This is a genomic window from Pseudomonas sp. CFBP 13602, assembly GCF_014842725.1.
GTDB classification, from domain to species: domain Bacteria; phylum Pseudomonadota; class Gammaproteobacteria; order Pseudomonadales; family Pseudomonadaceae; genus Aquipseudomonas; species Aquipseudomonas baltica.
In genome coordinates this window covers 33,911-60,120 of record NZ_JACYVT010000007.1, presented here as the reverse complement: position 1 = coordinate 60,120, position 26,210 = coordinate 33,911, and the positions used below count along the sequence as shown (strand labels likewise).

The 26,210-nt window shown below is 60.0% G+C and carries 29 protein-coding genes, 1 tRNA gene and 1 pseudogene; 20 read left to right on the top strand and 11 right to left on the bottom strand.

What is annotated here, in order from left to right; translation table 11 throughout:
* Positions 1-28: 28 nt before the first annotated feature.
* Positions 29-1,048, top strand: coding sequence for a nucleoside hydrolase (locus IFU31_RS15445; protein WP_192103603.1), 1,020 nt, complete (start codon positions 29-31; stop codon positions 1,046-1,048).
* A gap of 27 nt (positions 1,049-1,075) precedes the next feature.
* Here the strand turns inward: IFU31_RS15445 and IFU31_RS15440 are convergent, their stop codons facing one another.
* Positions 1,076-1,315 carry a hypothetical protein gene (locus IFU31_RS15440; RefSeq protein ID WP_122479686.1) on the bottom strand — a complete coding sequence of 80 codons (240 nt, stop codon included), beginning with the start codon at positions 1,313-1,315 and terminating at the stop codon, positions 1,076-1,078.
* Positions 1,316-1,459: 144 nt separating this feature from the next.
* Between IFU31_RS15440 and IFU31_RS15435 the strand changes: the two genes are divergently transcribed.
* Both IFU31_RS15435 and IFU31_RS15430 read left to right on the top strand, forming a co-directional pair.
* Complete coding sequence (locus tag IFU31_RS15435; protein WP_192054203.1) at positions 1,460-1,765, top strand: hypothetical protein; 306 nt, start codon at positions 1,460-1,462, stop codon at positions 1,763-1,765.
* A 144-nt stretch (positions 1,766-1,909) separates the two neighbouring features.
* On the top strand, positions 1,910-2,227 hold the full coding sequence (locus IFU31_RS15430) for an I78 family peptidase inhibitor (RefSeq protein ID WP_122478728.1): 318 nt from the start codon (positions 1,910-1,912) through the stop codon (positions 2,225-2,227).
* A gap of 76 nt (positions 2,228-2,303) precedes the next feature.
* On the opposite strand, the gene IFU31_RS15425 is transcribed toward IFU31_RS15430, so the two are convergent.
* Complete coding sequence (locus tag IFU31_RS15425; RefSeq protein ID WP_122478726.1) at positions 2,304-2,516, bottom strand: cold-shock protein; 213 nt, start codon at positions 2,514-2,516, stop codon at positions 2,304-2,306.
* A 303-nt stretch (positions 2,517-2,819) separates the two neighbouring features.
* Positions 2,820-3,122 (bottom strand): hypothetical protein, encoded by a 303-nt coding sequence (locus IFU31_RS15420; protein WP_122478725.1) that lies wholly within the window; start codon positions 3,120-3,122, stop codon positions 2,820-2,822.
* 342 nt (positions 3,123-3,464) lie between these two features.
* Between IFU31_RS15420 and thrS the strand changes: the two genes are divergently transcribed.
* The 9 genes from thrS (at position 3,465) to IFU31_RS15375 (ending at position 10,918) form a co-directional block, all read left to right on the top strand.
* Positions 3,465-5,387, top strand: coding sequence for a threonine--tRNA ligase (gene thrS, locus IFU31_RS15415; protein ID WP_122478723.1), 1,923 nt, complete (start codon positions 3,465-3,467; stop codon positions 5,385-5,387).
* Positions 5,387-5,938, top strand: a complete 552-nt coding sequence (gene infC, locus IFU31_RS15410) for a translation initiation factor IF-3 (protein WP_172979313.1) — start codon at positions 5,387-5,389, stop codon at positions 5,936-5,938. The genes thrS and infC overlap by 1 nt, the downstream gene beginning before the upstream one ends.
* Before the next feature lie 60 nt (positions 5,939-5,998).
* Positions 5,999-6,193: a 50S ribosomal protein L35 gene (gene rpmI / locus IFU31_RS15405; RefSeq protein WP_002553160.1), complete on the top strand. Its 195-nt coding sequence runs from the start codon at positions 5,999-6,001 to the stop codon at positions 6,191-6,193.
* Between the two features lie 27 nt (positions 6,194-6,220).
* On the top strand, positions 6,221-6,577 hold the full coding sequence (gene rplT, locus IFU31_RS15400) for a 50S ribosomal protein L20 (RefSeq protein WP_043188388.1): 357 nt from the start codon (positions 6,221-6,223) through the stop codon (positions 6,575-6,577).
* A 109-nt stretch (positions 6,578-6,686) separates the two neighbouring features.
* Complete coding sequence (pheS, locus tag IFU31_RS15395) at positions 6,687-7,703, top strand: phenylalanine--tRNA ligase subunit alpha (protein ID WP_192057378.1); 1,017 nt, start codon at positions 6,687-6,689, stop codon at positions 7,701-7,703.
* Between the two features lie 27 nt (positions 7,704-7,730).
* Positions 7,731-10,109 carry a phenylalanine--tRNA ligase subunit beta gene (pheT, locus tag IFU31_RS15390; RefSeq protein ID WP_192103601.1) on the top strand — a complete coding sequence of 793 codons (2,379 nt, stop codon included), beginning with the start codon at positions 7,731-7,733 and terminating at the stop codon, positions 10,107-10,109.
* A 3-nt stretch (positions 10,110-10,112) separates the two neighbouring features.
* Entirely contained in the window at positions 10,113-10,415 is a 303-nt protein-coding gene (gene ihfA / locus IFU31_RS15385) for an integration host factor subunit alpha (protein ID WP_002553164.1), read from the top strand.
* On the top strand, positions 10,396-10,752 hold the full coding sequence (locus tag IFU31_RS15380) for a MerR family transcriptional regulator (protein WP_043188397.1): 357 nt from the start codon (positions 10,396-10,398) through the stop codon (positions 10,750-10,752). The genes ihfA and IFU31_RS15380 overlap by 20 nt, the downstream gene beginning before the upstream one ends.
* An 89-nt stretch (positions 10,753-10,841) precedes the next feature.
* Positions 10,842-10,918, top strand: a tRNA-Pro gene (locus IFU31_RS15375).
* Positions 10,919-11,045: 127 nt separating this feature from the next.
* Here IFU31_RS15375 and IFU31_RS15370 read toward each other — a convergent pair.
* Positions 11,046-11,219: pseudogene (locus IFU31_RS15370) on the bottom strand (helix-turn-helix domain-containing protein); the annotation flags it as partial.
* A gap of 163 nt (positions 11,220-11,382) precedes the next feature.
* Between IFU31_RS15370 and IFU31_RS15365 the strand changes: the two are divergent.
* Both IFU31_RS15365 and IFU31_RS15360 read left to right on the top strand, forming a co-directional pair.
* Positions 11,383-11,598: a hypothetical protein gene (locus IFU31_RS15365; protein ID WP_192103599.1), complete on the top strand. Its 216-nt coding sequence runs from the start codon at positions 11,383-11,385 to the stop codon at positions 11,596-11,598.
* 215 nt (positions 11,599-11,813) lie between these two features.
* The gene (locus IFU31_RS15360) at positions 11,814-12,782 is read left to right on the top strand and encodes an XdhC family protein (protein WP_122478698.1); all 969 of its coding nucleotides are present in this window, start codon (positions 11,814-11,816) and stop codon (positions 12,780-12,782) included.
* 139 nt (positions 12,783-12,921) lie between these two features.
* Here IFU31_RS15360 and IFU31_RS15355 read toward each other — a convergent pair whose 3' ends face one another.
* The 3 genes from IFU31_RS15355 to IFU31_RS15345 form a co-directional block, all read right to left on the bottom strand.
* The gene (locus IFU31_RS15355) at positions 12,922-13,218 is read right to left on the bottom strand and encodes a HigA family addiction module antitoxin (RefSeq protein WP_192103596.1); all 297 of its coding nucleotides are present in this window, start codon (positions 13,216-13,218) and stop codon (positions 12,922-12,924) included.
* Between the two features lie 8 nt (positions 13,219-13,226).
* A complete protein-coding gene (locus tag IFU31_RS15350) occupies positions 13,227-13,511 on the bottom strand; it encodes a type II toxin-antitoxin system RelE/ParE family toxin (protein ID WP_192103594.1) in 285 nt (94 codons plus the stop codon).
* A gap of 199 nt (positions 13,512-13,710) precedes the next feature.
* Positions 13,711-14,574, bottom strand: a complete 864-nt coding sequence (locus IFU31_RS15345; RefSeq protein ID WP_192103592.1) for an MBL fold metallo-hydrolase — start codon at positions 14,572-14,574, stop codon at positions 13,711-13,713.
* Between the two features lie 92 nt (positions 14,575-14,666).
* Between IFU31_RS15345 and IFU31_RS15340 the strand changes: the two genes are divergently transcribed.
* The 3 genes from IFU31_RS15340 (at position 14,667) to IFU31_RS15330 (ending at position 17,469) form a co-directional block, all read left to right on the top strand.
* Positions 14,667-14,996 carry an ArsR/SmtB family transcription factor gene (locus tag IFU31_RS15340; RefSeq protein WP_122478691.1) on the top strand — a complete coding sequence of 110 codons (330 nt, stop codon included), beginning with the start codon at positions 14,667-14,669 and terminating at the stop codon, positions 14,994-14,996.
* A 105-nt stretch (positions 14,997-15,101) separates the two neighbouring features.
* Complete coding sequence (locus tag IFU31_RS15335; protein WP_192103590.1) at positions 15,102-16,667, top strand: bifunctional protein tyrosine phosphatase family protein/NAD(P)/FAD-dependent oxidoreductase; 1,566 nt, start codon at positions 15,102-15,104, stop codon at positions 16,665-16,667.
* Between the two features lie 4 nt (positions 16,668-16,671).
* A complete protein-coding gene (locus IFU31_RS15330) occupies positions 16,672-17,469 on the top strand; it encodes a sulfite exporter TauE/SafE family protein (protein ID WP_192103588.1) in 798 nt (265 codons plus the stop codon).
* 130 nt (positions 17,470-17,599) lie between these two features.
* Here IFU31_RS15330 and IFU31_RS15325 read toward each other — a convergent pair whose 3' ends face one another.
* Positions 17,600-18,964 (bottom strand): MmgE/PrpD family protein, encoded by a 1,365-nt coding sequence (locus IFU31_RS15325; RefSeq protein WP_192103587.1) that lies wholly within the window; start codon positions 18,962-18,964, stop codon positions 17,600-17,602.
* 101 nt (positions 18,965-19,065) lie between these two features.
* Positions 19,066-20,364, bottom strand: a complete 1,299-nt coding sequence (locus tag IFU31_RS15320; RefSeq protein ID WP_192057374.1) for a CitMHS family transporter — start codon at positions 20,362-20,364, stop codon at positions 19,066-19,068.
* A 259-nt stretch (positions 20,365-20,623) separates the two neighbouring features.
* On the opposite strand from IFU31_RS15320, the gene IFU31_RS15315 reads away from it, so the two are divergent.
* The gene (locus IFU31_RS15315; RefSeq protein ID WP_122712926.1) at positions 20,624-21,514 is read left to right on the top strand and encodes a LysR family transcriptional regulator; all 891 of its coding nucleotides are present in this window, start codon (positions 20,624-20,626) and stop codon (positions 21,512-21,514) included.
* 41 nt (positions 21,515-21,555) lie between these two features.
* Here IFU31_RS15315 and IFU31_RS15310 read toward each other — a convergent pair whose 3' ends face one another.
* Complete coding sequence (locus IFU31_RS15310) at positions 21,556-22,443, bottom strand: alpha/beta fold hydrolase (RefSeq protein ID WP_192103586.1); 888 nt, start codon at positions 22,441-22,443, stop codon at positions 21,556-21,558.
* Positions 22,444-22,563: 120 nt separating this feature from the next.
* Between IFU31_RS15310 and IFU31_RS15305 the strand changes: the two genes are divergently transcribed.
* A complete protein-coding gene (locus tag IFU31_RS15305) occupies positions 22,564-23,193 on the top strand; it encodes a DUF1826 domain-containing protein (protein WP_192103856.1) in 630 nt (209 codons plus the stop codon).
* Positions 23,194-23,209: 16 nt separating this feature from the next.
* Here IFU31_RS15305 and IFU31_RS15300 read toward each other — a convergent pair whose 3' ends face one another.
* A complete protein-coding gene (locus IFU31_RS15300; protein WP_122712924.1) occupies positions 23,210-23,932 on the bottom strand; it encodes a DUF4198 domain-containing protein in 723 nt (240 codons plus the stop codon).
* Between the two features lie 160 nt (positions 23,933-24,092).
* Here IFU31_RS15300 and IFU31_RS15295 point away from each other — a divergent pair, with 160 nt between their 5' ends.
* The gene (locus IFU31_RS15295) at positions 24,093-26,201 is read left to right on the top strand and encodes a TonB-dependent receptor (protein WP_192103585.1); all 2,109 of its coding nucleotides are present in this window, start codon (positions 24,093-24,095) and stop codon (positions 26,199-26,201) included.
* The last annotated feature ends 9 nt before the right edge of the window (positions 26,202-26,210 follow it).

The following is a 26,210-nucleotide window of genomic DNA, read 5'->3' as shown; positions in this document are numbered from 1 at the left end:
ACTTACCACTGAGCACAAGGAGTGCAACATGCAACGTTCCCTGCTGACCCTGCTTCGAGGATTTTCATTGATGGCCCTGCTGACCAGCGCTGCCGCCACGGCGGCCGACAAGATCGATCTGATCATCGACACCGACCCCGGCGCCGACGATGTCGTCGCCTTGCTGCTGGCCCTGGCTTCGCCCGAGGAGATCAACGTCCGCGCCCTCACGACCGTGGCCGGCAACGTGCGCCTCGACAAGACCTCGCGAAACGCACGCCTGGCCCGTGAGTGGGCGGGTCGCGAAGATGTGCCGGTCTATGCCGGTGCACCCAAGCCGCTGGTCCGCGAGCCGATCTATGCCGCCAACGTGCATGGCGAGGAGGGCGTGCCTGGTATCGCCGTGCATGAGCCGAGCAAAGGGCTGGCCGAGGGCAACGCGGTGCAGTATTTGATCGACACCCTGAGCAATGCCGAACCCCACAGCATCACCCTGGCAATGTTGGGGCCACAGACCAACCTGGCGCTGGCATTGATCCAGGCGCCCGGCATCACCCAGGGCATCAAGGAAGTGATCGTCATGGGGGGCGCGCACTTCAATGGCGGCAATATCACCCCGGTGGCCGAGTTCAACCTGTTCGCAGACCCTCACGCCGCCCAGGTGGTACTGGCCAGCGGCGTCAAGCTCACCTACGTGCCACTGGATGTCACCCACAAGGTTCTGACCAGCCCGGCGCGCCTGCAGCAGTTGGCTGCCTTGCAGAACAAGGCCGGGCCGCGGGTGGTGGATATCCTGCAGGCGTACGTCAAGGCCGACATGGAGCACTACGGACTGCCCGGTGGCCCGGTTCACGATGCCAGCGTGATTGCCTATCTGCTGGCGCCGGAGCTGTTCAGCGGGCGCAAGGTCAACCTGACCATCGACAGCCGGGAAGGCCCGAGCTTCGGCCAGACCGTGGCCGACTGGTACGGTACGCTCGACCAGCCGGCCAACGTGTTCTGGGTGAACGAGGGGAATGCACAGGGCTTTTTCGATCTGCTGACCCAACGCCTGCAGCGTCTGCCCTGACCGGCCGAAGCGCCGGTGCGTCACGGGCTATGGCGTGGGCACGTTCTTCAAGGGATGCGCCACGGTATTGCCCGTCGCTGCCACGTGTTCGTGGGCGTAACGCTCGAACACCTGCATGACGAAGCTGCGCGCCGCATCGGTGCCCAGTGCCTTGACCAGCACGTCGACGCCGATGATCGCCAGCTCCTCGGGCGTACCGGGGCTGAAGGAGCTCTGGCCCTGAGGCCACTGGACCTTGATGTCCGCCTTGATTGATACGTTTGCCATGTTGCTCTCGCCAACGGTCACGAGCGAACGACGTTCGCTCCACGTGGCCAAGTAAAGCATTTTCGCCAACGCTTTACACCGGCCCTTGGGCAGATGGCAGGGCGCGTGTCAAACTTCGGTCAAATCTTCGGCATGGAGGCTCATGTGCACATCGACCTCAAGCAAAGCGACTCACTCACCCTGGATGCGGTCCGTGCGCTGATCGCCTCGGGCAATCCGGCCATCCACACCCAGCTGCGCGTGACCCGCGACGGCATCGCCTTCCTCTCCACCGAGGCGGTCGGCGGCACGGATATCCAGGGCCTGTGCTTCCGTCTGGAAACCTGGGCCGCCGGATCCGGTTACGTTGGCGCTGCTGCGGCATCCGACGCCACCTGGGTGAAGCAGATTCACACGGCCCTGCAGACACACTGGCCCATGCCCCTATCCGACTACATTGACTTGTACTGATCCGCAGACACACATCCAGTGACGATTTCTCTGACACCGCGTAACGATGCGCTCGGGCAGACTAGGCCAATGTGCAACCAAATCGGCCAGAGGCGGTCGCACAACCTTACCTACCAGAAAAACCCACTGAAAAGAGGAGGCTGCATGCCTTTCCCGCGCAAGACCTTGTTGATCCTGATGGCAGCCCTGGCTGTAACTGGCTGTTCTACATCCGGAACCTCGACCGGACAGTCTGCCGCTGCCGCCCCTGCATTCGATGGGCGCTGCAACGCTGACGGCGCACGCTACACCGTTGGCAAGCCGGTTTCCGCAGACCTGCTCGAGCAGGCGAGGGTCAAGGCAGGCGCACAGGTCGCCCGCGTCCTGCGCCCGCACGACATGGTGACCCTGGAATACCGTTCCGACCGTCTCAACCTCAACGCCGATGACAGCGGCCAGATCACCCGTGTCAACTGTGGCTGAGTGATCGTCGCACTCGACACGAATCGCAGGCGAAAAAAAACCCGTCACATGGACGGGTTTTTTTCAGTTGCCGAGATTACTCTGGGCGAACTTGAGCAGCTTGCATGCCCTTTTGGCCTTTCTCAGCCACGAACGAAACGGTCTGGCCTTCTTTCAGGCTTTTGAAACCGTCGGATTCGATAGCTTTGAAGTGTACGAACAGGTCGTCACCGCCACCTGAAGGAGTGATGAAGCCGAAGCCTTTCTCATCGTTGAACCATTTTACGGTGCCGGTCTGGCGATTAGACATGGTGAATCTCCAAGAAACATAATATTCAGTAGTGCTGTGCTGCTCAGGCCAACTGGGCACACGGGGCCTATCATAGTCCAAAACCTGGACTGTGAACCCCCTTTGATTGGCGCAAGAACCAAAGTTGTCGCAAATTGGCCTGTCCAAAACTGCTAAGCCCCTTATTTCATTGAGGTTTGCAGCTGAAAAATGTTTTAAAAAAAAACCGCATCAAGTCGCACTTGATTCGATTGACCGCAGCCGTCGACCCCCAGTAGCGCCGTTGGCGTCTCTCGGGGCCGTCCTGCGGTGCTGCTGAAAGCGCTACTGGTTATTGCAAACCAGCACTTCCTTCATCAGCTTCTGGCGCAGCGCCATTGGCGGTTCGACCTGCTTGTTGGTGAGCTGGTCGATCTCGGCCTTGCTGAATTTCTCCTCGATCACTTTCGCGCCACAGCTGCAGTGCGCCTGCGCCTTGGCGGCGTCCACGCCTTGCTGCACGGCTGCGGCCTGGCACTGCGCGGTATATTCGGCCTTGGCATCGGCGGACAGCGCGGCAGCCTGGGCCGCGAATGGAAGCACCAGGGCCAGGCAGGCACTCAGGGGAAGAAGTCGTTTGAGACCCATAATGAATAGCTCCTTGTTCTCAGGCGGTTTTGACTCATGTCATCTGAGGGGTGAAGAGGGCAGCAAGTTCAGCGACGGGCCCAGTTGCCGTATCGTGCATATGACGCAGCAAGTCGACGCATCTTCTGTGCTAGGATGTTCGGCCCTGCGTTCGGCACTGCCTTGAGTAGGCGCCGAGGCGCGGGATTCACCTTTTTCGATTGCTCCAGTCACTCTGGTTCGTGCTCCGGTCGGCCGCAAGGCTCCTGCCAATGTAAGGCGGGCATACCGGGCGAATCGCGTACTGGCTCATCCCAACCCATGTGACCTTTGGTAGGGGTCACCACTAGGAGAGGAGGCGCCATGCCCACCATTACTCTTCCCGACGGCAGTCAGCGTTCGTTCGATCACCCGGTTTCCGTCGCCGAGGTCGCCGCGTCCATCGGCGCCGGTCTGGCCAAGGCCACCGTTGCCGGCAAGGTCAACGGCCAGCTGGTCGATGCCTGTGACCTGATCACCGCCGACGCTACCTTGCAGATCATCACGCCAAAGGACGAAGAGGGGCTGGAGATCATTCGTCACTCCTGCGCCCACCTCGTCGGCCATGCGGTCAAGCAGCTGTACCCCACTGCCCGCATGGTGATCGGTCCGGTCATCGAAGAAGGCTTCTACTACGACATCGCCTACGAGCGGCCTTTCACGCCAGACGACATGGCGGCGATCGAGCAGCGCATGCAGCAACTGATCGACACCGAATACGACGTGGTCAAGAAGGTCACGCCGCGTGCCGAAGTCATCGACGTGTTCACCGCTCGCGGTGAGGACTACAAGCTGCGTCTGGTCGAAGACATGCCGGATGAGCAGGCCATGGGCCTGTACTATCACGAAGAATACGTCGACATGTGCCGTGGTCCGCACGTGCCGAACACGCGTTTCCTGAAATCCTTCAAGCTCACCAAGCTGTCGGGCGCCTACTGGCGCGGCGATGCCAAGAACGAGCAGCTGCAGCGCGTCTATGGCACCGCGTGGGCCGACAAGAAGCAGCTGGCGGCCTACGTCAAGCGCATCGAGGAAGCCGAGAAGCGCGATCACCGCAAGATCGGCAAGCGCCTGGGCCTGTTCCATCTCCAGGAAGAAGCTCCGGGCATGGTCTTCTGGCACCCCAACGGCTGGACCGTGTACCAGGTGCTCGAGCAGTACATGCGCAAGATCCAGCAGCAGAACGGCTACCTGGAAATCAAGACGCCCCAGGTAGTCGACCGCAGCCTCTGGGAGAAATCAGGGCACTGGGCCAACTACGCCGAGAACATGTTCACCACCGAGTCGGAAAACCGCGACTACGCCATCAAGCCGATGAACTGCCCGTGCCATGTGCAGGTGTTCAACCAGGGCTTGAAAAGCTACCGCGAGTTGCCGCTGCGCCTGGCCGAGTTCGGTGCCTGCCATCGCAACGAGCCTTCGGGCGCGCTGCACGGCATCATGCGCGTGCGTGGCTTCGTGCAGGACGATGCGCACATCTTCTGCACCGAAGAGCAGATGCAGTCCGAGTCGGCGGCCTTCATCAAGCTGACCATGGACGTCTACGCCGACTTCGGCTTCAAGGACATCCAGCTCAAGCTGTCGACGCGTCCTGAAAAGCGTGTCGGTTCCGACGAGCTGTGGGATCGCGCCGAGTCAGCCCTGGCTGCCGCACTCGACGCGGCCGGGCTTCCCTACGATCTGCAGCCGGGCGAGGGCGCCTTCTACGGCCCCAAGATCGAATTCTCGTTGAAGGATTGTCTGGGTCGCGTCTGGCAATGCGGTACACTGCAGCTCGATTTCAACCTGCCGATCCGCCTGGGCGCCGAATACGTCACCGAAGACAACGGTCGCAAGCATCCCGTGATGCTGCACCGGGCGATCCTGGGTTCGTTCGAGCGATTCGTCGGGATCCTGATCGAGCACTACGAGGGCGCATTCCCGGCCTGGCTGGCGCCGACACAGGCAGTGGTGATGAATATCACTGATAAACAAGCCGATTTTGTACAGCTTGTCGAAAAAAATCTGACGGAAAGCGGGTTTCGTGCCAAGTCCGACTTGAGAAATGAAAAGATCGGCTTTAAAATCCGTGAGCATACTTTGCTCAAGGTTCCTTATCTCCTGGTCATCGGGGACAAGGAAGTTGAAACGCAAACTGTCGCTGTGCGTACCCGTGAAGGCGCTGACCTGGGCTCCATGCCCATCGCGCAATTCACCGAGTACCTTGCACAAGCGGTTTCCCGGCGTGGTCGCCCAGATTCGGAGTAATTATTATTAAGCGTGAAATGAGACAAGATAAACGAGCTGCACCGAAAGCCCCGATCAACGAGAATATCTCGGCACGCGAGGTTCGGTTAATTGGCGCTGACGGCGAGCAGATTGGCATCGTCTCTATCGATGAAGCGCTTCGTATCGCTGAAGAATCGAAGCTGGATCTGGTGGAAATCTCCGCTGACGCCATCCCGCCCGTATGCCGGGTGATGGACTACGGCAAATCGATCTTCGAGAAGAAGAAGCAGGTTGCCGCAGCGAAGAAGAACCAGAAACAGATTCAGGTTAAAGAAATCAAGTTTCGTCCAGGGACGGAAGAAGGGGATTACCAGGTAAAACTCCGCAACCTGGTACGTTTCCTGAGTGATGGGGACAGGGCCAAGGTATCCTTGCGATTCCGCGGCCGTGAGATGGCGCATCAGGAGCTGGGTATGGAGCTGTTGAAGCGGGTCGAAGGTGACCTGCTCGAATACGGTTCCGTCGAACAGCATCCGAAGATGGAAGGACGCCAGCTGATCATGGTCATCGCCCCCAAGAAAAAGAAGTAACCACCAGGGCACGGCAGGCCTTGCGGTTATGTTTATCAATTGAATGTGGAGTACCCGAACATGCCAAAGATGAAAACCAAAAGTGGTGCAGCTAAGCGGTTCTTGAAAACCGCTAACGGCATCAAGCACAAGCACGCTTTCAAGAGCCACATCCTGACCAAAATGTCGACCAAGCGTAAGCGTCAACTGCGCGGTAGCAGCTTGCTGCATCCGTCTGACGTGGCAAAAGTCGAGCGCATGCTGCGCCTTCGTTAATTTCGGTCAAAGATAGAGGACTAACTCATGGCTCGTGTTAAGCGTGGCGTCATTGCCCGTAAGCGTCACAAGAAAATTCTGAAACTGGCTAAAGGCTACTACGGCGCTCGTTCGCGCGTATTCCGTGTTGCCAAGCAAGCGGTAATCAAGGCAGGCCAATACGCCTACCGTGACCGTCGTCAGAAAAAACGTCAGTTCCGCGCCCTGTGGATCGCTCGTATCAACGCCGGTGCTCGTGTAAACGGTCTGTCCTACAGCCGTTTCATTGCTGGCCTGAAGAAAGCGTCCATCGAGATCGACCGTAAGGTTCTGGCTGATCTGGCAGTGAACGAAAAAGCGGCGTTTGCTGCGATTGTCGAGAAAGCTAAAGCCTCGCTGGCCTAAGTACCCCGACAATCACTCCAGCCTGCCGTCGGCGGGCTTGGGTGTTAAACGTCATGAATAGGGGAAGAGCCTTCAAGCTCTTCCCCTATTTCGTATCTGGAGTCTGTACATGGAAAACCTGGATGCGCTGGTCTCTCAAGCTTTGGAGGCCGTGCAACACGCTGAAGACATCAATGCCCTGGAGCAGATCCGGGTTCAATTCCTTGGCAAGAAAGGCGAACTGACCCAGGTGATGAAGACCTTGGGCAACATGCCTGCCGATGAGCGGCCCAAGGTGGGCGCGCTGATCAACGAAGCCAAGGAACGTGTCACAGATGTCCTCAATGCGCGCAAGACGGCATTCGAAGAAGCCGAACTGAGCGCCAAGCTCGCCGCCGAGCAGATCGACGTCACCTTGCCTGGCCGTGGCCAGACCACTGGCGGCCTGCATCCGGTTACCCGGACGCTGGAGCGTATCGAGCAGTTTTTCACCCACATAGGCTACGGCATCGCCGAAGGCCCCGAGGTGGAAGACGACTACCACAACTTCGAAGCGCTCAACATCCCAGGCCATCACCCGGCCCGTGCGATGCATGACACCTTCTATTTCAATGCCAACATGTTGCTGCGTACCCACACCTCACCGGTGCAGGCGCGGACCATGGAGTCGCAAAAGCCGCCGATTCGGGTCGTCTGCCCGGGACGGGTCTATCGCTGCGACTCGGATATCACCCACTCGCCGATGTTTCATCAGGTCGAGGGGTTGCTGATCGACCGGGACATCAACTTCGCGGACCTGAAAGGCACCATCGAGGAATTCCTGCGCGTGTTCTTCGAAAAAGAGCTGGCAGTACGCTTCCGGCCCTCGTTCTTCCCCTTCACCGAGCCTTCGGCTGAAGTCGATATCCAATGCGTGATGTGCAGCGGCAAGGGCTGCCGGGTCTGCAAGCAGACCGGCTGGCTGGAAGTGCTGGGCTGCGGCATGGTGCACCCGAACGTGCTGCGCATGTCGGGTATCGACCCCGAAGAGTTCCAGGGTTTTGCTTTCGGCATGGGCGCAGAACGTCTGGCCATGCTGCGTTACGGCGTCAACGACTTGCGCCTGTTCTTCGACAACGACTTGCGGTTCCTCGCGCAATTTCGCTAGCCGTAACGAATCTTTCAGGAGAGCAGGATGAAATTCAGTGAACAATGGCTGCGCGGCTGGGTAAGCCCGCAGGCCTCGCGAGACGAGCTGGTTGCACGTCTGTCGATGGCAGGTCTGGAAGTGGACAGTGTGACCCTGGCCGCAGGTGAGTTCAGCGGCGTGGTGGTGGGTGAAGTGCTTGCCACGGAGCAACACCCGGACGCCGACAAACTGCGTGTGTGTCAGGTCAGCGATGGCAGCGAAACCTTTCAGGTGGTTTGCGGTGCGCCAAACGTGCGCCCCGGCCTGAAGATTCCGTTCGCCAAGATCGGCGCCCAGTTGCCGGGCGATTTCAAGATCAAGAAAGCCAAGCTGCGCGGCGTCGAGTCCAACGGCATGCTCTGCTCGCAGTCCGAGCTGCAGGTCGGCGAGGGCAACGACGGCCTGATGGAGCTGCCGGCCGATGCCCCTGCGGGTGAGGATTTCCGGGTTTACCTGGGCTTGGACGATGCCAGCATCGAGGTCGACCTGACGCCCAACCGCGGCGACTGCCTGTCGCTGGCGGGCCTGGCGCGGGAAGTGGGCGCGCTGTATGCAGCCCCAGTGACCCGTCCGGTCATCGCTGCGGTAGCCCCGGTCAGCGAAGACGTGCTGGCAGTGGAGGTGTTGGCGCCTGCCGCCTGTCCGCGCTTCCTCGGCCGAGTGGTGCGCAACGTCGACCTGTCCAGGGCCACTCCGTTATGGATAGTCGAGCGTCTGCGTCGCAGCGAAGTGCGCAGCATCGATGCCGCGGTAGACATCACCAACTACGTGATGATCGAGCTGGGCCAGCCGATGCATGCCTACGACCTTGCCGAAATCGACGGCGGCATCCGCGTGCGCATGGCCGAGGAGGGCGAGAAGATCACCCTGCTCGACGGTCAGGAAGTAGCACTGCGCGGCGACACGCTGGTCATTGCCGACCACGCGCGCCTGCTGGGCATCGCTGGCGTGATGGGTGGCGAGAACAGCGGCGTGACCGCCAGGACCCGCGACGTGTTCCTCGAGGCGGCGTTTTTCGAACCGATCTCGGTGGCCGGCAAGGCCCGCTCGTACGGGCTGCACACCGATGCGTCGCACCGTTTCGAGCGCGGTGTCGATTCGAATCTGGCCCGTGAAGCCATGGAGCGTGCGACCGCACTGTTGCTGGAAATCGCCGGCGGCGAACCGGGTCCGATCGTCGAACACGTCAGCCAGGAGCATCTTCCGCAGATTGCGCCGATCACCTTGCGAGCCGATCGGGTCAGCCAGATGCTGGGCCTGGAAATGGGCGCCAGCGAAATTGAAGGGTTGCTGACCGGCTTGGGCCTGGGTGTCACGGCCGGCGGGGAAGGGCAGTGGTCCGTGGAGGTGCCGAGCCATCGCTTCGATATCAGCCTGGAAGTCGATCTGATCGAAGAGCTGGCACGGCTCTATGGCTACAACCGCCTGCCCGTGCGCTACCCGCAAGCGCGGCTGGCGCCGCAGGCCGCCCCGGAGGCACGTTCCGACCTGCCGGCCTTGCGCCGCCTGTTGGTTGCACGTGGTTACCAGGAGGCTATCACCTACAGCTTCATCGATCCCAAGCTGTTCGAACTGTTCAGCCCCGGCGTCGAGCCGCTGCTGCTGGCCAACCCGATCTCGGCCGACATGGCGGCCATGCGCTCGTCGCTGTGGCCAGGCCTGGTCAAGGCTCTGCAGTACAACCTCAATCGCCAGCAGGATCGCGTACGCCTGTTCGAGAGCGGCCTGCGTTTTGTCGGTCAGCTCGATGGCTTGAAACAAGAGCCCATGCTGGCTGGCGTGGTCTGCGGCAGTCGTCTGCCCGAAGGCTGGGCGCAGGGTCGCGAGACGGTGGACTTCTTCGACGTCAAGGCCGACGTGGAAGCCGTGCTTGGCTTCGCCGGTGCGCTGGATGCCTTCACCTTCGTTCCGGGGCAGCATCCTGCTCTGCATCCGGGCCAGACCGCGCGCATCGAGCGCGAGGGTCAGCTGGTCGGTTATCTGGGCGCATTGCACCCGGAACTGGTGAAGTCGCTGGGTCTGGATCGCGCTGTCTTCGTTTTCGAGCTGGTGCTTGCGCAGGTGTCCGAAGGCCGTCTGCCGAAGTTCCAGGAGTTGTCGCGCTTCCCCGAAGTGCGCCGCGACCTGGCACTGCTGGCCGATCGTGATGTGGCTGCCAGTGCAGTGCTCGCGGTCATTCGCGAGAATGCAGGGGAATGGCTCACGGACCTCAGGCTGTTTGACGTCTACCAGGGTAAAGGCATTGATCCTCATAGAAAAAGCCTGGCTGTTGGCTTGACCTGGCAGCATCCATCGCGCACTCTTAATGACGATGAGGTGAATGCCACGACTCAAACAATCCTCACCTCGCTCGAACAAAGGTTGAACGCCACGTTAAGGAAGTAGCGCATGGGGGCTTTGACGAAAGCTGAAATGGCGGAACGTCTTTATGAAGAGTTGGGCCTGAACAAACGAGAGGCCAAGGAATTGGTCGAGCTTTTCTTCGAAGAAATCAGGCACGCTCTTGAAGACAACGAGCAGGTCAAATTGTCCGGTTTCGGCAATTTCGACCTTCGGGACAAACGCCAGCGGCCTGGCCGCAATCCGAAAACCGGTGAAGAAATCCCGATCACGGCTCGCCGCGTGGTCACCTTTCGTCCAGGGCAGAAGTTGAAAGCCCGAGTTGAGGCCTATGCTGGAACCAAGTCATAACGACGAACTCCCGCCCATTCCCGGCAAGCGCTACTTCACCATTGGTGAAGTCAGCGACTTGTGTGCCGTCAAGCCACATGTGCTGCGGTATTGGGAGCAGGAGTTTCCTCAGCTCAACCCCGTGAAGCGTCGCGGAAACCGTCGGTATTACCAGCGCCAGGATGTGCTGATGATTCGCCAGATCCGCGCGCTGCTGTATGACCAGGGCTTCACCATCGGCGGCGCGCGTCTGCGCCTGTCCGGCGACGAGGCCAAGGATGACACTACGCAGTACAAGCAACTGATCCGCCAGACGATCTCCGAGCTCGAAGATGTGCTGAGTGTCCTCAAGAAGTGAATTTCTGGAAAAGAATACTTCCATAATTCAAATGCTTAAGGTATATTCCTCGACGTTCTCAGAGGTTCTGGAACAGCTTTACGCTCGGTCGGGGCGTAGCGCAGCCCGGTAGCGCACTTGCATGGGGTGCAAGGGGTCGAGTGTTCGAATCACTCCGTCCCGACCATTTATTCCTGAGTAAAATCAGACAAGAAAGCCACTTCTCGAAGGTGGCTTTTTTTTGTCTTCATTTTCACACGAGCCGTTATACCGACAGCAGGGCGAGCGGCAGGGGTGCTGGTTGTGCTCCTGATTCAACGCTGGCCAAAACCGTCTCGATAGAGTGATGGCGCAAGCCCGACTGCCTTGCGAAAGGCCACCCTGAAGCTTTCCACCGAGGCGAATCCGCATCGCTCGGCGATTTGCTCGGTATTGAGAACTGTGCTCTCAAGCAGCGAGCGAGCCTGAGTCATGCGTGCATGTTGCAGCCTGTGCCGGCCCTCACTGTAACGGTGTGCACCGGGCAGCTGCACGAATAGCTCAGCTCGGTTATGCGGTGAAGGAAATGATCGGTGGTGTCACCGGCTGGCTCGATGAAGGCCTTAGCCTCTCGAATACCGACATTGTGCAGGGCACCTCCACTTCGATCTCTTGCGCGTGCTGACCTCAGGCTCGGCAGTTCGCGCAGCCGCTGCGACCGATGTCCCTGTACTGATCGAACTGATGCGCGCTTTGGCAGCATTCGAAGACCACCTGGATGATTTCAGAGTGGATGAGCAAAGCCTGCTGGCGCGCACCTTTGGGCGCGAGGTGGTCGGCGAACTTCGCCACTATCACCGGATGAGTGTGTCATCCATCCTCATCTGATCGCCAGGTCAGTACCTTCCGGGTTCGCGGCAATGATTGCCCGGTTCGACGAGCTCGCAGCATCGCGCTTGGTTTAGCCTCGAGGTCGCAAGAAATAGGCAATAACCCGCGCGGATCGGGCAACTTTGGAAAGTCGCTCCAACACATACTGAATCGGGTATTCCCAGCCCACCTCATCGCTCGGGTTTCTGCAAACACAGTGGACCGTAAGCCCCATGAACAACCTTGACCTCCAAGTAGTCCAGCAAGGGCAGCAGTGGCTTGAACAGGGGCAGTGCGTGTGGCTTTGCACTGTTCTTTCTACGTTTGGCTCTGCGCCACGGGGGCCAGGGGCAATGCTGGTTGCGCTGGCCAGTGGAAGTTTTTGCGGGTCCCTTTCAGGCGGTTGTGTCGAGGACGACTTCCTCGAGCGTCTTGCGCGTGACGAGTTCGGGCCCGACAACCAAATCGTCCGATATGGCGAAGGAGGTCTGGCGCCTTCAATGGAGCTGCCGTGTGGAGGCGTCCTTGACGTACTCGTTGAGCAGTTCGGCCCCGGCTGTCAGTCACTCGAGCACTTTTCCTCGATGTTGCACGCGCTGCAAGGCCAGCAACGGATCATCCGTAACGTTTCTCTGGTCAGCGACGACCGTGCACTCGACACCTCTTCTGCGCAGGGTCAAACCGTCGAAGTATTCGACCAGCAGGTCGCCATTCGCATTGGCGCAGCGCGGCGGCTATTGATAGCGGGGCTGTCGCCTGTGGCAGAATTTTGCGCAAGTTTCGCCGTGTCATTGGGCTATGAAGTCATTGTCTGTGATCCGCGCACCGAGCTGCTCCACAGGTTTCACGTGGAAGGGGTGAAAGTCATCGAGCAACTACCCGCGGTCTTCATCGCCAAGGGTGGCTGCCACGCGGGCACCGCCGTTGTCGCGCTCACCCACGACCCACGCCTGGATGATCTGACGTTACTTGAAGCGGTGCGAACGCCCGCGTTCTACATCGGCGCCATGGGCTCACGACGTACCAGTGAAAAGCGCCTTGAACGCGTTCGCCGCATCGGCGCTCTGGACGATCGGGCAATTAGCCGTATCAGCGCACCGGTAGGCTTGAGCCTGGGAAGCAAGACACCGGCGGAGATTGCCCTGGCTGTAATGGCTGACATCGTTCGTGTGAGTAATGGGATCTCCCGGGACTCGCTCTGAGCCATTATCCCTGCCGTGCAGCGACTGATGATCCCCGAGCGTTTGCAGGCGAGTGGGTCAGGAGTTTTCAGCGGCGCAACAGGAGCGCCAGAGCCTGCGCCTGTCTGAAGCCCGCCCTTGGCGGGCATCTGGATTCATTTCAAGCAACCAGGTGCTGTACCGCTGCAATCGCATCTCCATGCTCCAGCTCTGCCTTGCGTAACTCGTACGCTGTTTGCAGGTTGAGCCAGAACTCTGCAGTGGTATCCAGGCAGGCGGCCAAGCGCAAGGCCATGTCAGCCGATACGCCACCACGCTCAAGCAGAATGTTATTCACGGTCGGCGTAGATACGCCTAAAGCACGGGCCAGAGCAGCGGCACTGAAGCCCATTTCGTGCTGGAAATCCTCGCGAAGAATCTCGCCGGGATGTATGGGACGCATGCCATTCTTGAACATGATGCACCTCAGTGATAGTCGACAATCTCAACGTGTTCAGGGCCGTTCTGGGTCCATATGAAGCATACCCGCCACTGCATGTTGATGCTGATGCTGATGCTATGCTGGCCGGCTCTGTCACCTTCCAAGGTGTGAAGCCGGTTTCCGGGCGGTGAGCGCAAGTCTCGAAGCTCCTTCGCAGCATGCAGTGCGGCCAGTTTACGCTCCGCGACTGACTTGATGTCTGCCCAGCGCCTTATCCTGCCGGTGGTGAAAAGTGCTTCCGTATCGGCGCATGCAAAGCTTCGAATCATGGATTGAACGCTTAACGTTATTCGTTAAGAGCGAGCATACGCCTTTCAACGCCGTATTCAACTCATTGTTGAACAGGGTGTCCGGCAATCATTCGAGCAACTATTTCGAGATGGGTTTCGGCGATACTTTCTAGCGAGGTGGCGATGAAACAGCTCCGCTCATGCTCACTGAGCCATTACCTAACCACGACAAACCCTCTCAAAACCTGTTCAAAGGAATCTTCAGGCTGCACAACCCGCTTTCATCGGCAGGGGGCAGATTCCCGGCGCGGATATTCACCTGGATCGCCGGCAGCAACAGCGCCGGGACCGACAGGCTGACATCGCGGGCTGTGCGCATGCGTACGAACGATTCAAGATCGGACGCGTCACCGACATGAATGTTGTTCGCGCGCTGCTCGGCAACGGTGGTGATCCAGGACGCTTCCCTGTCGGCAGGAGGATAGTCGTGGCACATGAACAGTGTGGTCTGGGGGGGTAGGCTCAGCAGCCGTTTGATCGAGCCATACATCTGTACGGCGTCCCCGCCGGGGAAATCGCATCGGGCAGTGCCGACATCCGGCATGAACAGCGTATCGCCGACGAAGACCTGCGTATCCCCAACTCGATAGGCGACGTCCGCAGGCGTATGGCCAGGCACGTGCATAACCTGCACCGGTATGTTGCCGATGTGGAAGATCTCATCCGCTTCGAACAATGTGTCGAACTGCGAGCCATCCAGCAGGAAGTCGGGCTCGAGATTGTAGATATCCCGAAACGCGCCCTGCACGACGGTGATCTGCGCACCGATGCCGATCTTGCCGCCGCGCTTGCCTTTGAGGTAGGCACTGGCCGACAGGTGATCGGCATGCGCGTGTGTTTCCAGCAGCCACTGTACCTGCAACCCGTGGCTGTCCACGAAGGCGATGATACGGTCGGCGTTATCGGTGCCGATCCGCCCGGCTTTGGCATCGTAATCCAGCACTGGATCCACGATTGCACATGGCCCTCCTGACGCTTCGAAAATGACATAGCTCACCGTGGAGGTGGCGGTGTCGTAGAAACCTTCTATCTGAGCCGTCATCGGGCAACCTCTTCGATTCACGTCATTACACTATATTGAAACATATACTATTCAATCGTAGACTGTCGACCGGTCAACCATCGGGGCTTTCCATGACTGCTCAATTGTCCACCGAAGAAATCGGTCTGTTGCGCGATTCCGCGTCCAAGGCGTGTGCCTTGCTCAAGGCCTTGGCGAACGAAGACCGTCTGTTGCTGCTGTGCCAATTGACCCAGGGCGAGCGAAACGTAGGGGAATTGGAGGCACTGTCCGGGATCAGGCAGCCGACGCTGTCGCAGCAGTTGGGTGTGCTGCGCGACGAAGGAATGGTCAACACCCGCAGAATGGGCAAGTACATCTACTACTCGTTGGCCAGCTTCGAGGTGGTCTCGCTGATGCAGACCCTGTCGGGACTTTACTGTGGCCAGGCGCTGAAGAAGTAAGCCTCTGCATGACCCGTTGCTCGTCGCTGCGCCATCGCACCTCGCGTGGCTCGGCCGGGGCGCGTTGTTGGAACTCTCACACGTTGGCTATGCCCGGGGTTTGTAATGGAGCAAGTGATAAAGCGAATAGACGCATCGTTCTCGGTGGCGGGCCAACTTGATCCGCAGGATGTGCCTGAGGTGCGGGCTCAAGGGTTCGCCAGCCTGATCTGCAATCGCCCTGACGATGAAGGTGGGGCTGAGCAACCCAGCCACCAGGCCATGCAACGAGCGGCTGTCGCGTCGGGGCTGGAGTTCCGATATCTACCCGTAGCGAGCTCCGGTGCTACGCCAGCACAGGCTCAAGCGCTGAACGCGCTTCTGGAGCAGTTGCCCAAGCCGGTGCTTGCCTACTGCCGCACCGGCAATCGGTCCGCCAAGCTGTACGAGGCGGCAACCAAAGGCAGCCCCCCGACCCAGCAGTACGATGTAGTGGTCATGGGCGCAGGCTCTGCCGGTATCACCGTTGCGGCCGGTCTGCTCAAGCGAGATTCGTCTTTGCGCGTTGCGATCGTCGAACCTGGCACCGAACATTACTATCAGCCCGCCTGGACGCTCGTGGGCGGGGGCGCTTACCCCATCGATGCCACCGTCCGCCCCATGCAAAGCGTCATTCCTCAAGGTGCATGCTGGATCAAAGCGTCGGTGTCGGCCTTCGCCCCAGACCGCAAGCTGGTGTTGCTCAGCGACGGCAGCGAGCTGGCGTACCAGCAACTCATCGTCTGCCCGGGTCTGCAACTGGCCTGGGAAGAAATCCAAGGGCTTGAAGACACCCTCGGCAAGAACGGCGTGACGTCGAACTACCGTCACGACCTGGCCCCTTATACCTGGGAACTGGTTCGCTCGCTGCGCAGTGGGAAGGTCTTGTTCAGCCAGCCTCCCATGCCGATCAAATGCGCGGGCGCGCCGCAGAAGGCGATGTACCTGTCCTGTGATCACTGGCGCAAGGAGGGCGTGCTGCAGTCGATTTCGGTCGAGTTCAACCTGGCAGCTCCCGTGCTGTTCGGGGTTGCCACGTTCGTCGCCCCGCTGATGAAGTATGTCGAAGCCTACGGCGCAAAACTCGCCTTCCAGTCCAATCTGGTCAGGGTCGATGGCCCGAGCAAGACCGCATGGTTCGATGTGACAGACACGGCCGGAAACGTGACGCGCGTGGAAAAACACTTCGATGTACTGCACGTCGTGCCACCGCAGCAAGCGCCGGATGTGATTCGCCGCAGCGAGCTTGCCGACAAGGCCGGATGGCTGGAGGTCGATCCAGCCACGTTGCAGCACCCGCGCTACCCTGAAATATTTGCCCTGGGGGATGTCTGCGGCACCAGTAACGCCAAAACCGCAGCGGCTGCGCGCAAGCAGGCAGTCGTGGTCGCAGACAACCTCATCGCACTGCGCAAAGGCCGTGAGCTGCCTCGACGTTATGACGGCTACGGTTCGTGTCCGCTCACCGTCGAGAACGGCAAGGTCATATTGGCCGAGTTTGGCTATGGCGGAAAATTGCTACCTACGTTCCCGATGGATCCGACCATCGCGCGCAGGTCGGCCTGGTTCCTCAAGGTCCGATTGCTACCGTGGTTCTATTGGAACGGCATGCTCAAGGGGCGTGAGTGGCTCACCGCCTGCTCTTCGAAGTGACCTGATGCTGACATTCATATTGGGGGCCTGTGTCGGTCTGGTGCTGGGGCTCACCGGGGCAGGTGGTGGCATTCTGGCGATTCCGGCCCTGACCCTCGGACTGGGTTGGTCGATTACCCAAGCCACGCCCATCGCGTTGCTGGCGGTTGGCAGCGCCGCCTCGATCGGCGCGCTGCAGGGGTTGCGCCAGGGCCTGGTACGCTACAAGGCAGCAGCCACCATGGCAGCCGCCGGATGGGTGGCAGCTCCTCTGGGGATTCACGTGGCCGCGCGCGTACCCGGTACAGCATTGACGACAGTGTTTGCGCTGGTCATGTTGGTTGTAGCGTGTCGAATGTACCTGCAGTCCAGACGCGACGATGAGGCCCAGGGCGCGCTGCAGCGCAACTGTATGCTCGACCCTGCAACGGGCAAACTCGATTGGAATGCCCGCTGCCTGGCGACGCTGGCATCGATTGGCGCGACTTCGGGGTTCCTGACCGGCTTGCTGGGAGTCGGGGGAGGGTTTTTCATCGTTCCCGCCTTTCGAACGTTCAGCGACGTGCGCATGCATGGCGTCGTGGCCACTTCACTGATGGTGGTTGCACTGGTGTCACTGGGTACCTTGGGCCATCTGTTCAGCCAGGGTATGAAGTTTTCCTCGGCAGGCGCCGTGTTCACCGTATCGGCACTGGTCGGCATGATTGGCGGCCGCCTTGTGGCGCCGACCCTACCTGCACGGCTTTTGCAGCAGATGTTCTCTGTGCTCTGTGTTTGCGTAAGCCTGCTGATGCTGGGCAAGATTTTCTTTCGCATTGGTTGAGCGGTCAATACAGGGAATGCAGCAGCGGTGTCCAAGTGGATGCCCCTCGAGTGCACATGGGCGAGTGCATATATTCGGCCCCGTGTTCTGCACTACCTGCCCCAGGACGCACTTGGCGTTTTACCGACGTTCAACGCGTCGCGCAAAGATCGCCGATCACCTCGGCGCGGGGCAATTGCTCCATGCGCATGAGGGTATCGCTCAAGGTTGCAACGGCTTGCGTATCCAAGGCCTTGGCCGCGTTGTGGTTGAACTTGGTCATGATGCTCTCCAGAGGGGCTGGCTGGTCGGCGGTCCTGCCGGCCGGACTGTGCGCTCGCACGGTCAGCCGCGTCCCATCGTGCAATCGAATGTGCAAGTCGGTCAGGTAGTTGCCCCGTCTGGCCAGAGACGGGGTGGGGTGAGGCAGGGCATGTATGCGTTGCATGAGCGCCAGCGCTTCGGCGTCGTTGAAGGCGTTTTCGCTGAAGCTGTCAAGTACGATGCGGCCGTCGATCAGGGCGCGGGCCAGGCAATATTGCACGCTGAATTTGGCATCCAGGCTGGTCCGTAGCAGAGAGCGGTCGACATGGGTCAGACGCAGTGGATGCAGGTAAACCTCGATGCCTGCAACGTCGCGAACCTCGAAAGGGTGGTCACGGCGCAGCGTGAACAAGGCATCGAGGCTGGTGTGTGTGCTGTCGCAGCAGGGGTAGAGCTTGATGCCGATACCTGGCTCCACGATGTCCAGGGGAGCAGCCCAATTCTGCAATGCCAGTGCTGGCGTATAGTTTCCGGGGCCGTTGAACACTTCGAAGAAACCTTGGCGATGTTCGAAGGCATCCAGGCTTGCGGTGAAACCGTTGCGGGTCAAAAGCGCTGCCATCAAGCCGTTCCTGGCGGCATGGCCGACGTGGTAGGGCTTGGCCATGGTGCCGAAGTTGGCCTTGACACCCGAGGCCAACGACACACACAGCGCCAAGGCCATCGAGGTCTGCTGTTCATCGAGGCCAAGCAACCGAGCACTGGCCGCAGCTGCGCCGAACACGCCTAAGGTGGCAGTTGGGTGCCAGCCCTTGTCGTAGTGATGAAAATTGACGCTCTGTGCCAGGCGTGCCTGCGTTTCGAAGCCGGCCACGTAAGCCAGCAACAGCTGGCGGCCGGTGTGTCCCCCTTCTGCAGCCAAGGCCAACAAGGCCGGCAGGATCGGCGCGGTAGGGTGCCCGCCCATGGCGATGTTCACGTCGTCGAAATCCAGCGCATGGGCCGCAGCACCGTTGACCAGGGCCGCGCACAGCGGGTCCAGTCGTTCGTGTCTGCCCAGTACCGGTACTGCGCCGAAGGTGTTCAGTCCCCCGGTCTGCAGCAGCGTGTGCACCACGGGTTCACGTGCGCCTGCCAAGGCACAGCCCACGGTGTCGAGGATGGCGAGCTTGGCATTCCATAAGGCCTGTGGGGATAAGTGCTCGAAGGTCAGACTGCAGGTGCGTGCTGCGATGGCAGAGGTCAGTTTCATTGTGAGTCCAATCGTGAAGGGAGGTATCGACCAGGCGTGTCGGTACCTCGTTCAAGGCCGCATTGCCGGGATGGAGTCAAATTCGCCATGCAGAGCGGGATCTACCTGGAGACGGAGATTGCCCCGGTCAGGACGGCAAAAGTCATGTAGGCCAGCGATGCCAGCAGCACCCATTTCCAGGCAAATTTCTGGAAGTCGCCCAGGTCTGCCTTGATGATGCCGAGCAAGGCCCACAAGGGCGCCGAGGCCGGGCCTATCGAATGGGCCATCTGGCCGATGACGGCGGCACGAGCGATCTCCATGGCAGGGATGTCGTAGCGCGCGGCCATTTCCGCCAGTACCGGCACGATGCCAAAGAAGTACGCGTCGTTGGCCATGAAGAAGCTCAGGGGGATGCCGATCAGCGCGGTGGCCAGTGGGATCAATGAGCCGAGGTGGCTGGGCAGACTGCCCACGAAGGCTTCGGCCATCGCCGTGGTCATGCCGGTTTGAGTCAAAATCCCCGTGAAGACCCCTGCGCCTAATACCAGCATCACCACAGGCACGGCACTTGCTGCATGCCGCTGAATGACAGCGCCTTGGTCGGCAGCTTGTGGCACATTGACGAACAGTGCGATGACGAAACCGGCGATGAACAACACCATGAGGTTGGCTACACCCAAGACCAGGCACACCAGCAGCAGGACGGTCAGTGCAGCGTTCAATGCCGTCCGCCAGTTGGCGGCGTGCTCGACCTGGCAGCTCTCGGCGATGATCTGCGCTGAAACCTGCGCACTGTGCTGCGGATCGATTGCCTTGCGCGCTTTGCGCCCCAGCACGTAGGCAATGAGGCAGACGAAGGCGCAGGACAGGATCATCGGGCCGAGCATTGCCGCGAAATACTCGCTGGCGTCCAGGTGCAGGATACTGACGGCCCGTGTTGCAGCACCGCCCCAAGGGGTCGTCCCGGACACGGTACCCAGCGCCATGGTGGCGATGGTCGCGATGATCAACGGGTTGATGTGAAGCCTTTTGTAGAGCGGCAGGAAAGCCGAGCAGATGATCATGTAGCTGGTGGTTCCGTCGCCATCCAGGGCGACCAGACAGGCGAGGACGGCGGTGCCCACGCAGATATTGACTGGGTCGCCTTTGGATATGCGGATGATCAGTCGCGATAGCGGATCGAACAAGCGCGCATCCATCATCAAGCCGAAATACAGCACGGCGAACAACAGCAACACGGCAGTGGGTGCTACCGTCTTGATGCCGGCGGCGATCATTTCGCCCAGCTGTGCGCCCTGGCCGGTAAACAGCAGGAAAAATGCTGGCACGACTATGATCGCAACGAAGGCCGTCATCCATTTGCGGATGACGCACAGCATGAACACACCCAAGGTGGCAAAACCGAGGAGAGCCAACATGTTGGTGCTCCTCAGCAGGCGTCGAATGGGACAGGAACAACAAAGGGGACGGGCGGATGGGGCAGGCAGTGATCTGTCTGCGAGACCAGGTTGTGTCGTGGGTTCATGAGCGGTGCCTTTTGTTTTTATTGTGTCTGGGTAGTGCTGCTGACGAGAACTGCAGCGCTTGATAAAAAGATATCAACGCCAGGTCGTTAAGCCTAACGACAAATGCTAAACACAGATTGAAGTCTGGCTTAATAGCTAATAGGCTCTTTCCATGAAGCTCGATATCGAAAAACTCAGAGTGGTGGCACAAGTCGGCAGAGTCGGCTCGATGACCGCTGCCGCACGCAGCTTGCACCTGACCCCCTCCGCGGTTTCTCAAACGGTACAGCGTGTGGAAAGCGTCATCGGGCTGCCACTGTTCGAGCGTCGACCCCATGGCATGGCGCTTACCGATGCCGGGGAGCGGGTCATGCGCCGGGTCAACCTGATCGAGGCACAGATGGCGCAGCTCGAGACGGAACTGCGCAGTGTTGCCGAAGGCCGCGCCGGCCACCTGTCGCTGGGGGTGTTTCCGACGCTGGGGTCTTCATTGTTGCCGCGAATTGTCATGCAGTTCAGGGCGCGGCATCCGACCATCACCCTGGATGTGCGCAGCACGCGTCTGGTGGCGTTGCGTCAACTCATCGGCTCGGGTGAGCTCGATCTGGCCATTACCTGGACATACCCGTGGCTGAACGAACCTGGGTCGACCTTGCAGCTACGCACGGACCCTACGGTGGTATTGCTGCCAGCAGGGCACGCAATGGCGCAGGAGGCAGGACCTCTGAACCTGGCTCAGCTCGCCAAGGAGGCTTGGGTGTGCCGGTCCGATGGTCATGAAATCACCGAGCTGCTGCACCGCACCGCTGCCCAGTGCAAGTTCACGCCACGCATCGCCCTGTTGGCCAACGACTATCAGGAAACCCAGGCAATGGTCGCTGCAGGGTTGGGCGTGGCGCTTGCACCGAAACTGTCCACCACCACCTGCAGGGCGGATATAGTCGTTCGCGATCTGGATGATTCCGTGGCGTCAAGGCAATTGCATCTGGTGCAGGCACCCAATCGAAGCAGCCCGGCGGTCGAGCCTATGATCGAGCTGCTGCGCACGCTCTTGAGTGAATAGACACCCGACACCAATCGATGGGCCACACCATGGTAGGGGCCTCACGGCCCTGACAGGCTCAGCACCGCCCGGGCGAATGCCTCCGGTGCCTCCTGCGGGACGTTGTGGCCCACGCCTTCGAGGATTGATCGACGAACAGGGGCGCTGAATCGGCGTAGCGCCTGCTGCTCATCCTGAACCGGGGTGACACCGTCGCAAGCACCGGCCAGGATGACCGTTGGCACGGCAATGACGGGTTGCTTCGCCAGCCTCTGTTCGATGGCCGCGTACTGCGCATCGCCGTCGACCAGTCCGAAGCGATGGCGATAGGAGTGCGTGACCACGTCGACGAAGTCGGGAGTGTGGAACGACTGCGCCGAGGCTAAAAACACCTCATCGGTGAATGCCCAGGTCGGCGACCATAGTTGCCACAGCAGCTTGCAGAAGGCATCCCGGTCGGCTTCAAGGCCTGCGTAGCCACGGGCGCCGTGCAGGTAGTACTGATACCACAAGCGCTGTTCGGCTTGCGGGGCGGCGGGGCGGGTCGCATGGGCAATGTCCTGGATGTTGTAGCCCGGCTCGCAACTGACCAGTCCCACGACGCGCTCGGGCCACAGGGCGGACACCACGCACGCTGCGCGGCCACCCCAGTCGTAGCCGGCAAGTACGGCCTGGGGAATTTTCAAAGCATCCAATAATGCCAGCAGGTCCGACCCCAAGGCTGCTTGCTCACCCGAGCGAGGCGTGTTTGCGTCGATGAAATGCGTGCCCCCGTATCCGCGCAGGTAGGGGACGATGCATCGGCAACCGGCAGCGGTGATCCGTTCGGCCACCGCGTCGTAGGCGCGGATGTCGTAGGGGAAGCCATGCAACAGCACGACCGCAGGCCCATCGGCTGGGCCAAGGTCCCGGTACGCGACGTTGAGCACGCCTGCTTGAATCTGTTTCACTTGCTCATCCTTCTTTGGGTGATAAAGCTGTGACAACGGCGCGACTGTCACATCTCGTTGGATCATGGGCGTGGTTATTGATATGTTATGTTATATCCATTCATATCCTCCACTGATGCGATGTATGCCATGCCCGCCACCCCCCATTACATTCAGTCGCCCGAGCCCGCCGTGCTGGCGGAGATCCTGCGCGACGACATAAACCTGGCCATCTGGACGCGGCAATTTTCGCCCGCGATCGCGAGTTTCACTGATGCGTTGTTGTGCCGTGACGATCCACTATCGGAGTCGCGAGTGATTGAGTTACAGGGGGAAGAGCCCCCGGATCTGGTCGGGCTGGCTGCCGCTTTCGCTCAGTGTGAGGGTTACGCCGAGTTCGTCGAGGATGTTGCCTGGTTGATCCAGGCCTACGGTTGCCTATTGGGCGCCGAGCGTATCGGCCTGCGTCTGCGCATTCTGGACAAGGCGATGTGTCCGCGTTATCACGTCGATCGGGTCTCCGTGCGCTTGATCACGACGTACGCTGGCCGGGGCAGCGAATGGCTCGAAGAGGGTGCGATGCGCAGGGCGGGGCTGGGGCAGGCCGGGTCCGAACCGGTGGATGCACCGCACAAGCTGCTGGCGGCTGACGTGGCCTTGTTCAAGGGTGAGCGATGGATGAGCAACGAAGGGCGCGGAATCATTCATCGCTCGCCGCAGGCACGGGCTGGCGAGCGCCGCCTGATCATGACGCTGGATTGGTTGAAATGAAGGGCGGCTCGCGGACTCAGTGTTGGTGTGCCTTGCCGACAAAGGTCAGCGAGGTGAAGAGGCTGCGCTCTGAAACGTCCTTGCGATCGACCGCGGCTACCTTGGCTTGAGCCGCGATGACGTTCAACCCGGCGTTGCGCACGGTGACGGTGGCGCGACCTCGTGCATCGGTGACGACGCTACTGGCGTCCGACATGCCTCGGTAGTCATCGAGCAGGGCGATGCCACCGGCCGGCTTGCCATCGATCGTCAGTTCAACGGGTAATGGATTACCGACGCCTACTTCGCTCGGATCTTTCAACGGCCGAATGACCATGGCCAATTTCAGCGCGTCGGGCACCTGCGCGTGTGCTTTCAGGATCGCCAGGCTGTACTTGTAGCTGTGACTGGCGCTGACGGCGCCAGGCACGTCAGCCATGGGCTTGTTCACCGATTCTCCCTGAGCGTTCTTGCTCCAGACACCGTTGTCCAGGGCAACGGCGAGCACGGCGGGCTGCGCGGCTGGATGCAGGCGCGCGTGGTCGCCGAGCTTCTCGACCGTCACCGGGATCATTTGTCCGCGTTCATCGTAGGCCCATGCGCCTTTGACCTTATCCGCGGCATAGGCCTGGTCTTCTGCGCCGTGCCCGTAGACGACGTCCAACTGGCCGTAGCGTTGTTCGGTCCAGATACCATGGGCATACGCACCTTGGGCGCTGAGAAGGGTTGCAGCGGCAAGCAATGACAAAGCAATTTTCATGGGTTTTCCCAAGTGTTCTGCAGGGGTTGAACCGTGCGCATCGAACGATGCCGATAGGCATCGCGGGTGCAGCACGGCAATCGTGTAGGGCGCTTCTGGTCAACAGACATTTTCGGTTGTAAGCTTGTCACGTTATATCATAACGTAAGCAGAATTATTCATGTACGGATATGCGAATCACTTCAGGCGCCTGGCATTCGCTGGCGCGGCGCTGACTGGCAGCGTTGGTTTCTACACGCCGCTGGCGGCACAGGAGTCGGAACCACCAGGGCCTACCGAGTTGGGCCTTGTCGAGATTTCAGGCGATCGATACGGCACGGGTATAGCGCAACCGCTGGTGCGCAATCGGATCAGCACGGCCTCGCAAAGCCTGCCGACTGCCGTCTCGACGATAACCGAAGAAGAGATCCGCACTTTCAACGTGGATCGCGATATCTCCAACATCTACCGACGGGTGCCGGGCGTGGTAGCCAACAACATCGATCAGGGGGACACCGGTAACGGTTTTCGCATGCGCGGGTTCGCCACCAATGGCACCCACGGGGCCGACGTGGCGGTGTCGGTGGACGGGGTGCCGCAGAACATTCCCTCAAGTCAGGGCGGGGCAGGGCATGGTCCCGTATTTCTGGAATGGCTCACGCCGCAGATGATCAAGCGTGTGGACGTCATCAAAGGCCCGGTGTCGGCACTGTACGGCGATCAGAATCGGGCAGGCGCGGTGAACATCGAAACCTTGGACGGCAGTGACGTCGCGTCCAGCATCGGGGTGGATGTCGCCAGCTTCGATGGCCAGCGGACTAACGTGGTACTAGGCGGTGAACATGAAGGCCTCGAGTCACTGTTGGTGACTGACCTCTACAGGACCAACGGATACCGCAAGGCCGCCGAAAACCAGCGCGACAACTATTTCTGGAAGCTTTCCAAAGTCATTGGCGATGCGAAATACTCGGCGCGGTTCAGCCATTACGAATCGGACTTCAGGAATGACGGCTATCTGAGCCTGCCCGCATTGAAGGCGGGCACCGTCGGCCGCCGCGATACCGACAACCTGTATGGCTTCGGCAACGCCAATCGCAATACCTACGTGTTCAATCGGTCGCCGGCCGAGGGCGAAGCGGGCCTGTACTACACGGCCTATTACGAAGACTTCAGGCGCGTACGCGCCATCTCCAACGGTACGAACACACATAACTATGGCAAGGATGATCGTGACATCTACGGTGGTCGCCTGGCCTATAACTTCGTGTATGAAGACACGGCATCGCTCATGGTCGGTACGGACGTGCGTCGCGACAAAGGCGATGCCTTTCGCCAGCAGTACCGCAACTTCCAGCCCACGCAAAACTTCTACTACGACTTCGACATGGACCTCATCACCTATGGGGTCTTCGCGCAGGGCCAGTACAAGCCCATCGATTCGCTCAAGTTGCTCGCCGGTATCCGTCACGATCGGTTCGACTACGATATCGACAACCTGAAGTTTCGAGACGCCAGTACCGGCTACAACAGCTCGGTGACAACGCCCAGGTTCGGCGTGGCATGGACACCGATCGATCAGCTCGAACTGTTCACCAATGTGGCTCAGGGTTTCCGCTCCCCAGCGGCGGAGTACATCAGTTCAGGCAGCAGCAGTGCGCTTCCGCTCAGGGACACGGGTGGACAGATAAACGGCAGCGTGCGCCCCAGCAAGGTCAAGTCCTACGACGTGGGTTTTACCCTGCGGCCTACCGATAGCCTGTCCAGTACCACCGAGTTCTATTACATCCAGAACGACAGCGAGACCGTGCAAACCTCGCCGGGTGTGTACGAGCAAGTAGGTGACACCACGCGCAAAGGGCTGGAGACCAGTGTCAACTATCAAGCCACGTCGACCGTCAGTACCTACATCAGTTATGGCCGGATCATCGATGCGGTCATCACCAACCCGGCGCCGGGTATCGGTGCGCGACTGGTCGTGCCGGAGCACACCTACAAGGCGGGCGTTCAGTATCGAGACGGGTTCATGGGTGGGCAAGTTACATTGAATGCCGATGCTCATCATCTGGGCGGCATTCCCTATTACGTCGGCACTGGCAGGAAGACCATGCCTGCCTACACGCGCTATGACCTGCGCGCCAGCTACGACTACAGCGATTACCAGTTCAGTGTCTACGGCACTTTTCAGCCCCACCGGTATGGCAGCGAAGTGGCCTATGGCACCAACAGCGGCCTGGTGATCGTGCCTCAGCCATCAACCACCCTGGGCGCATCGGTAAGGTACTTTTTCTGACGGCCAGGG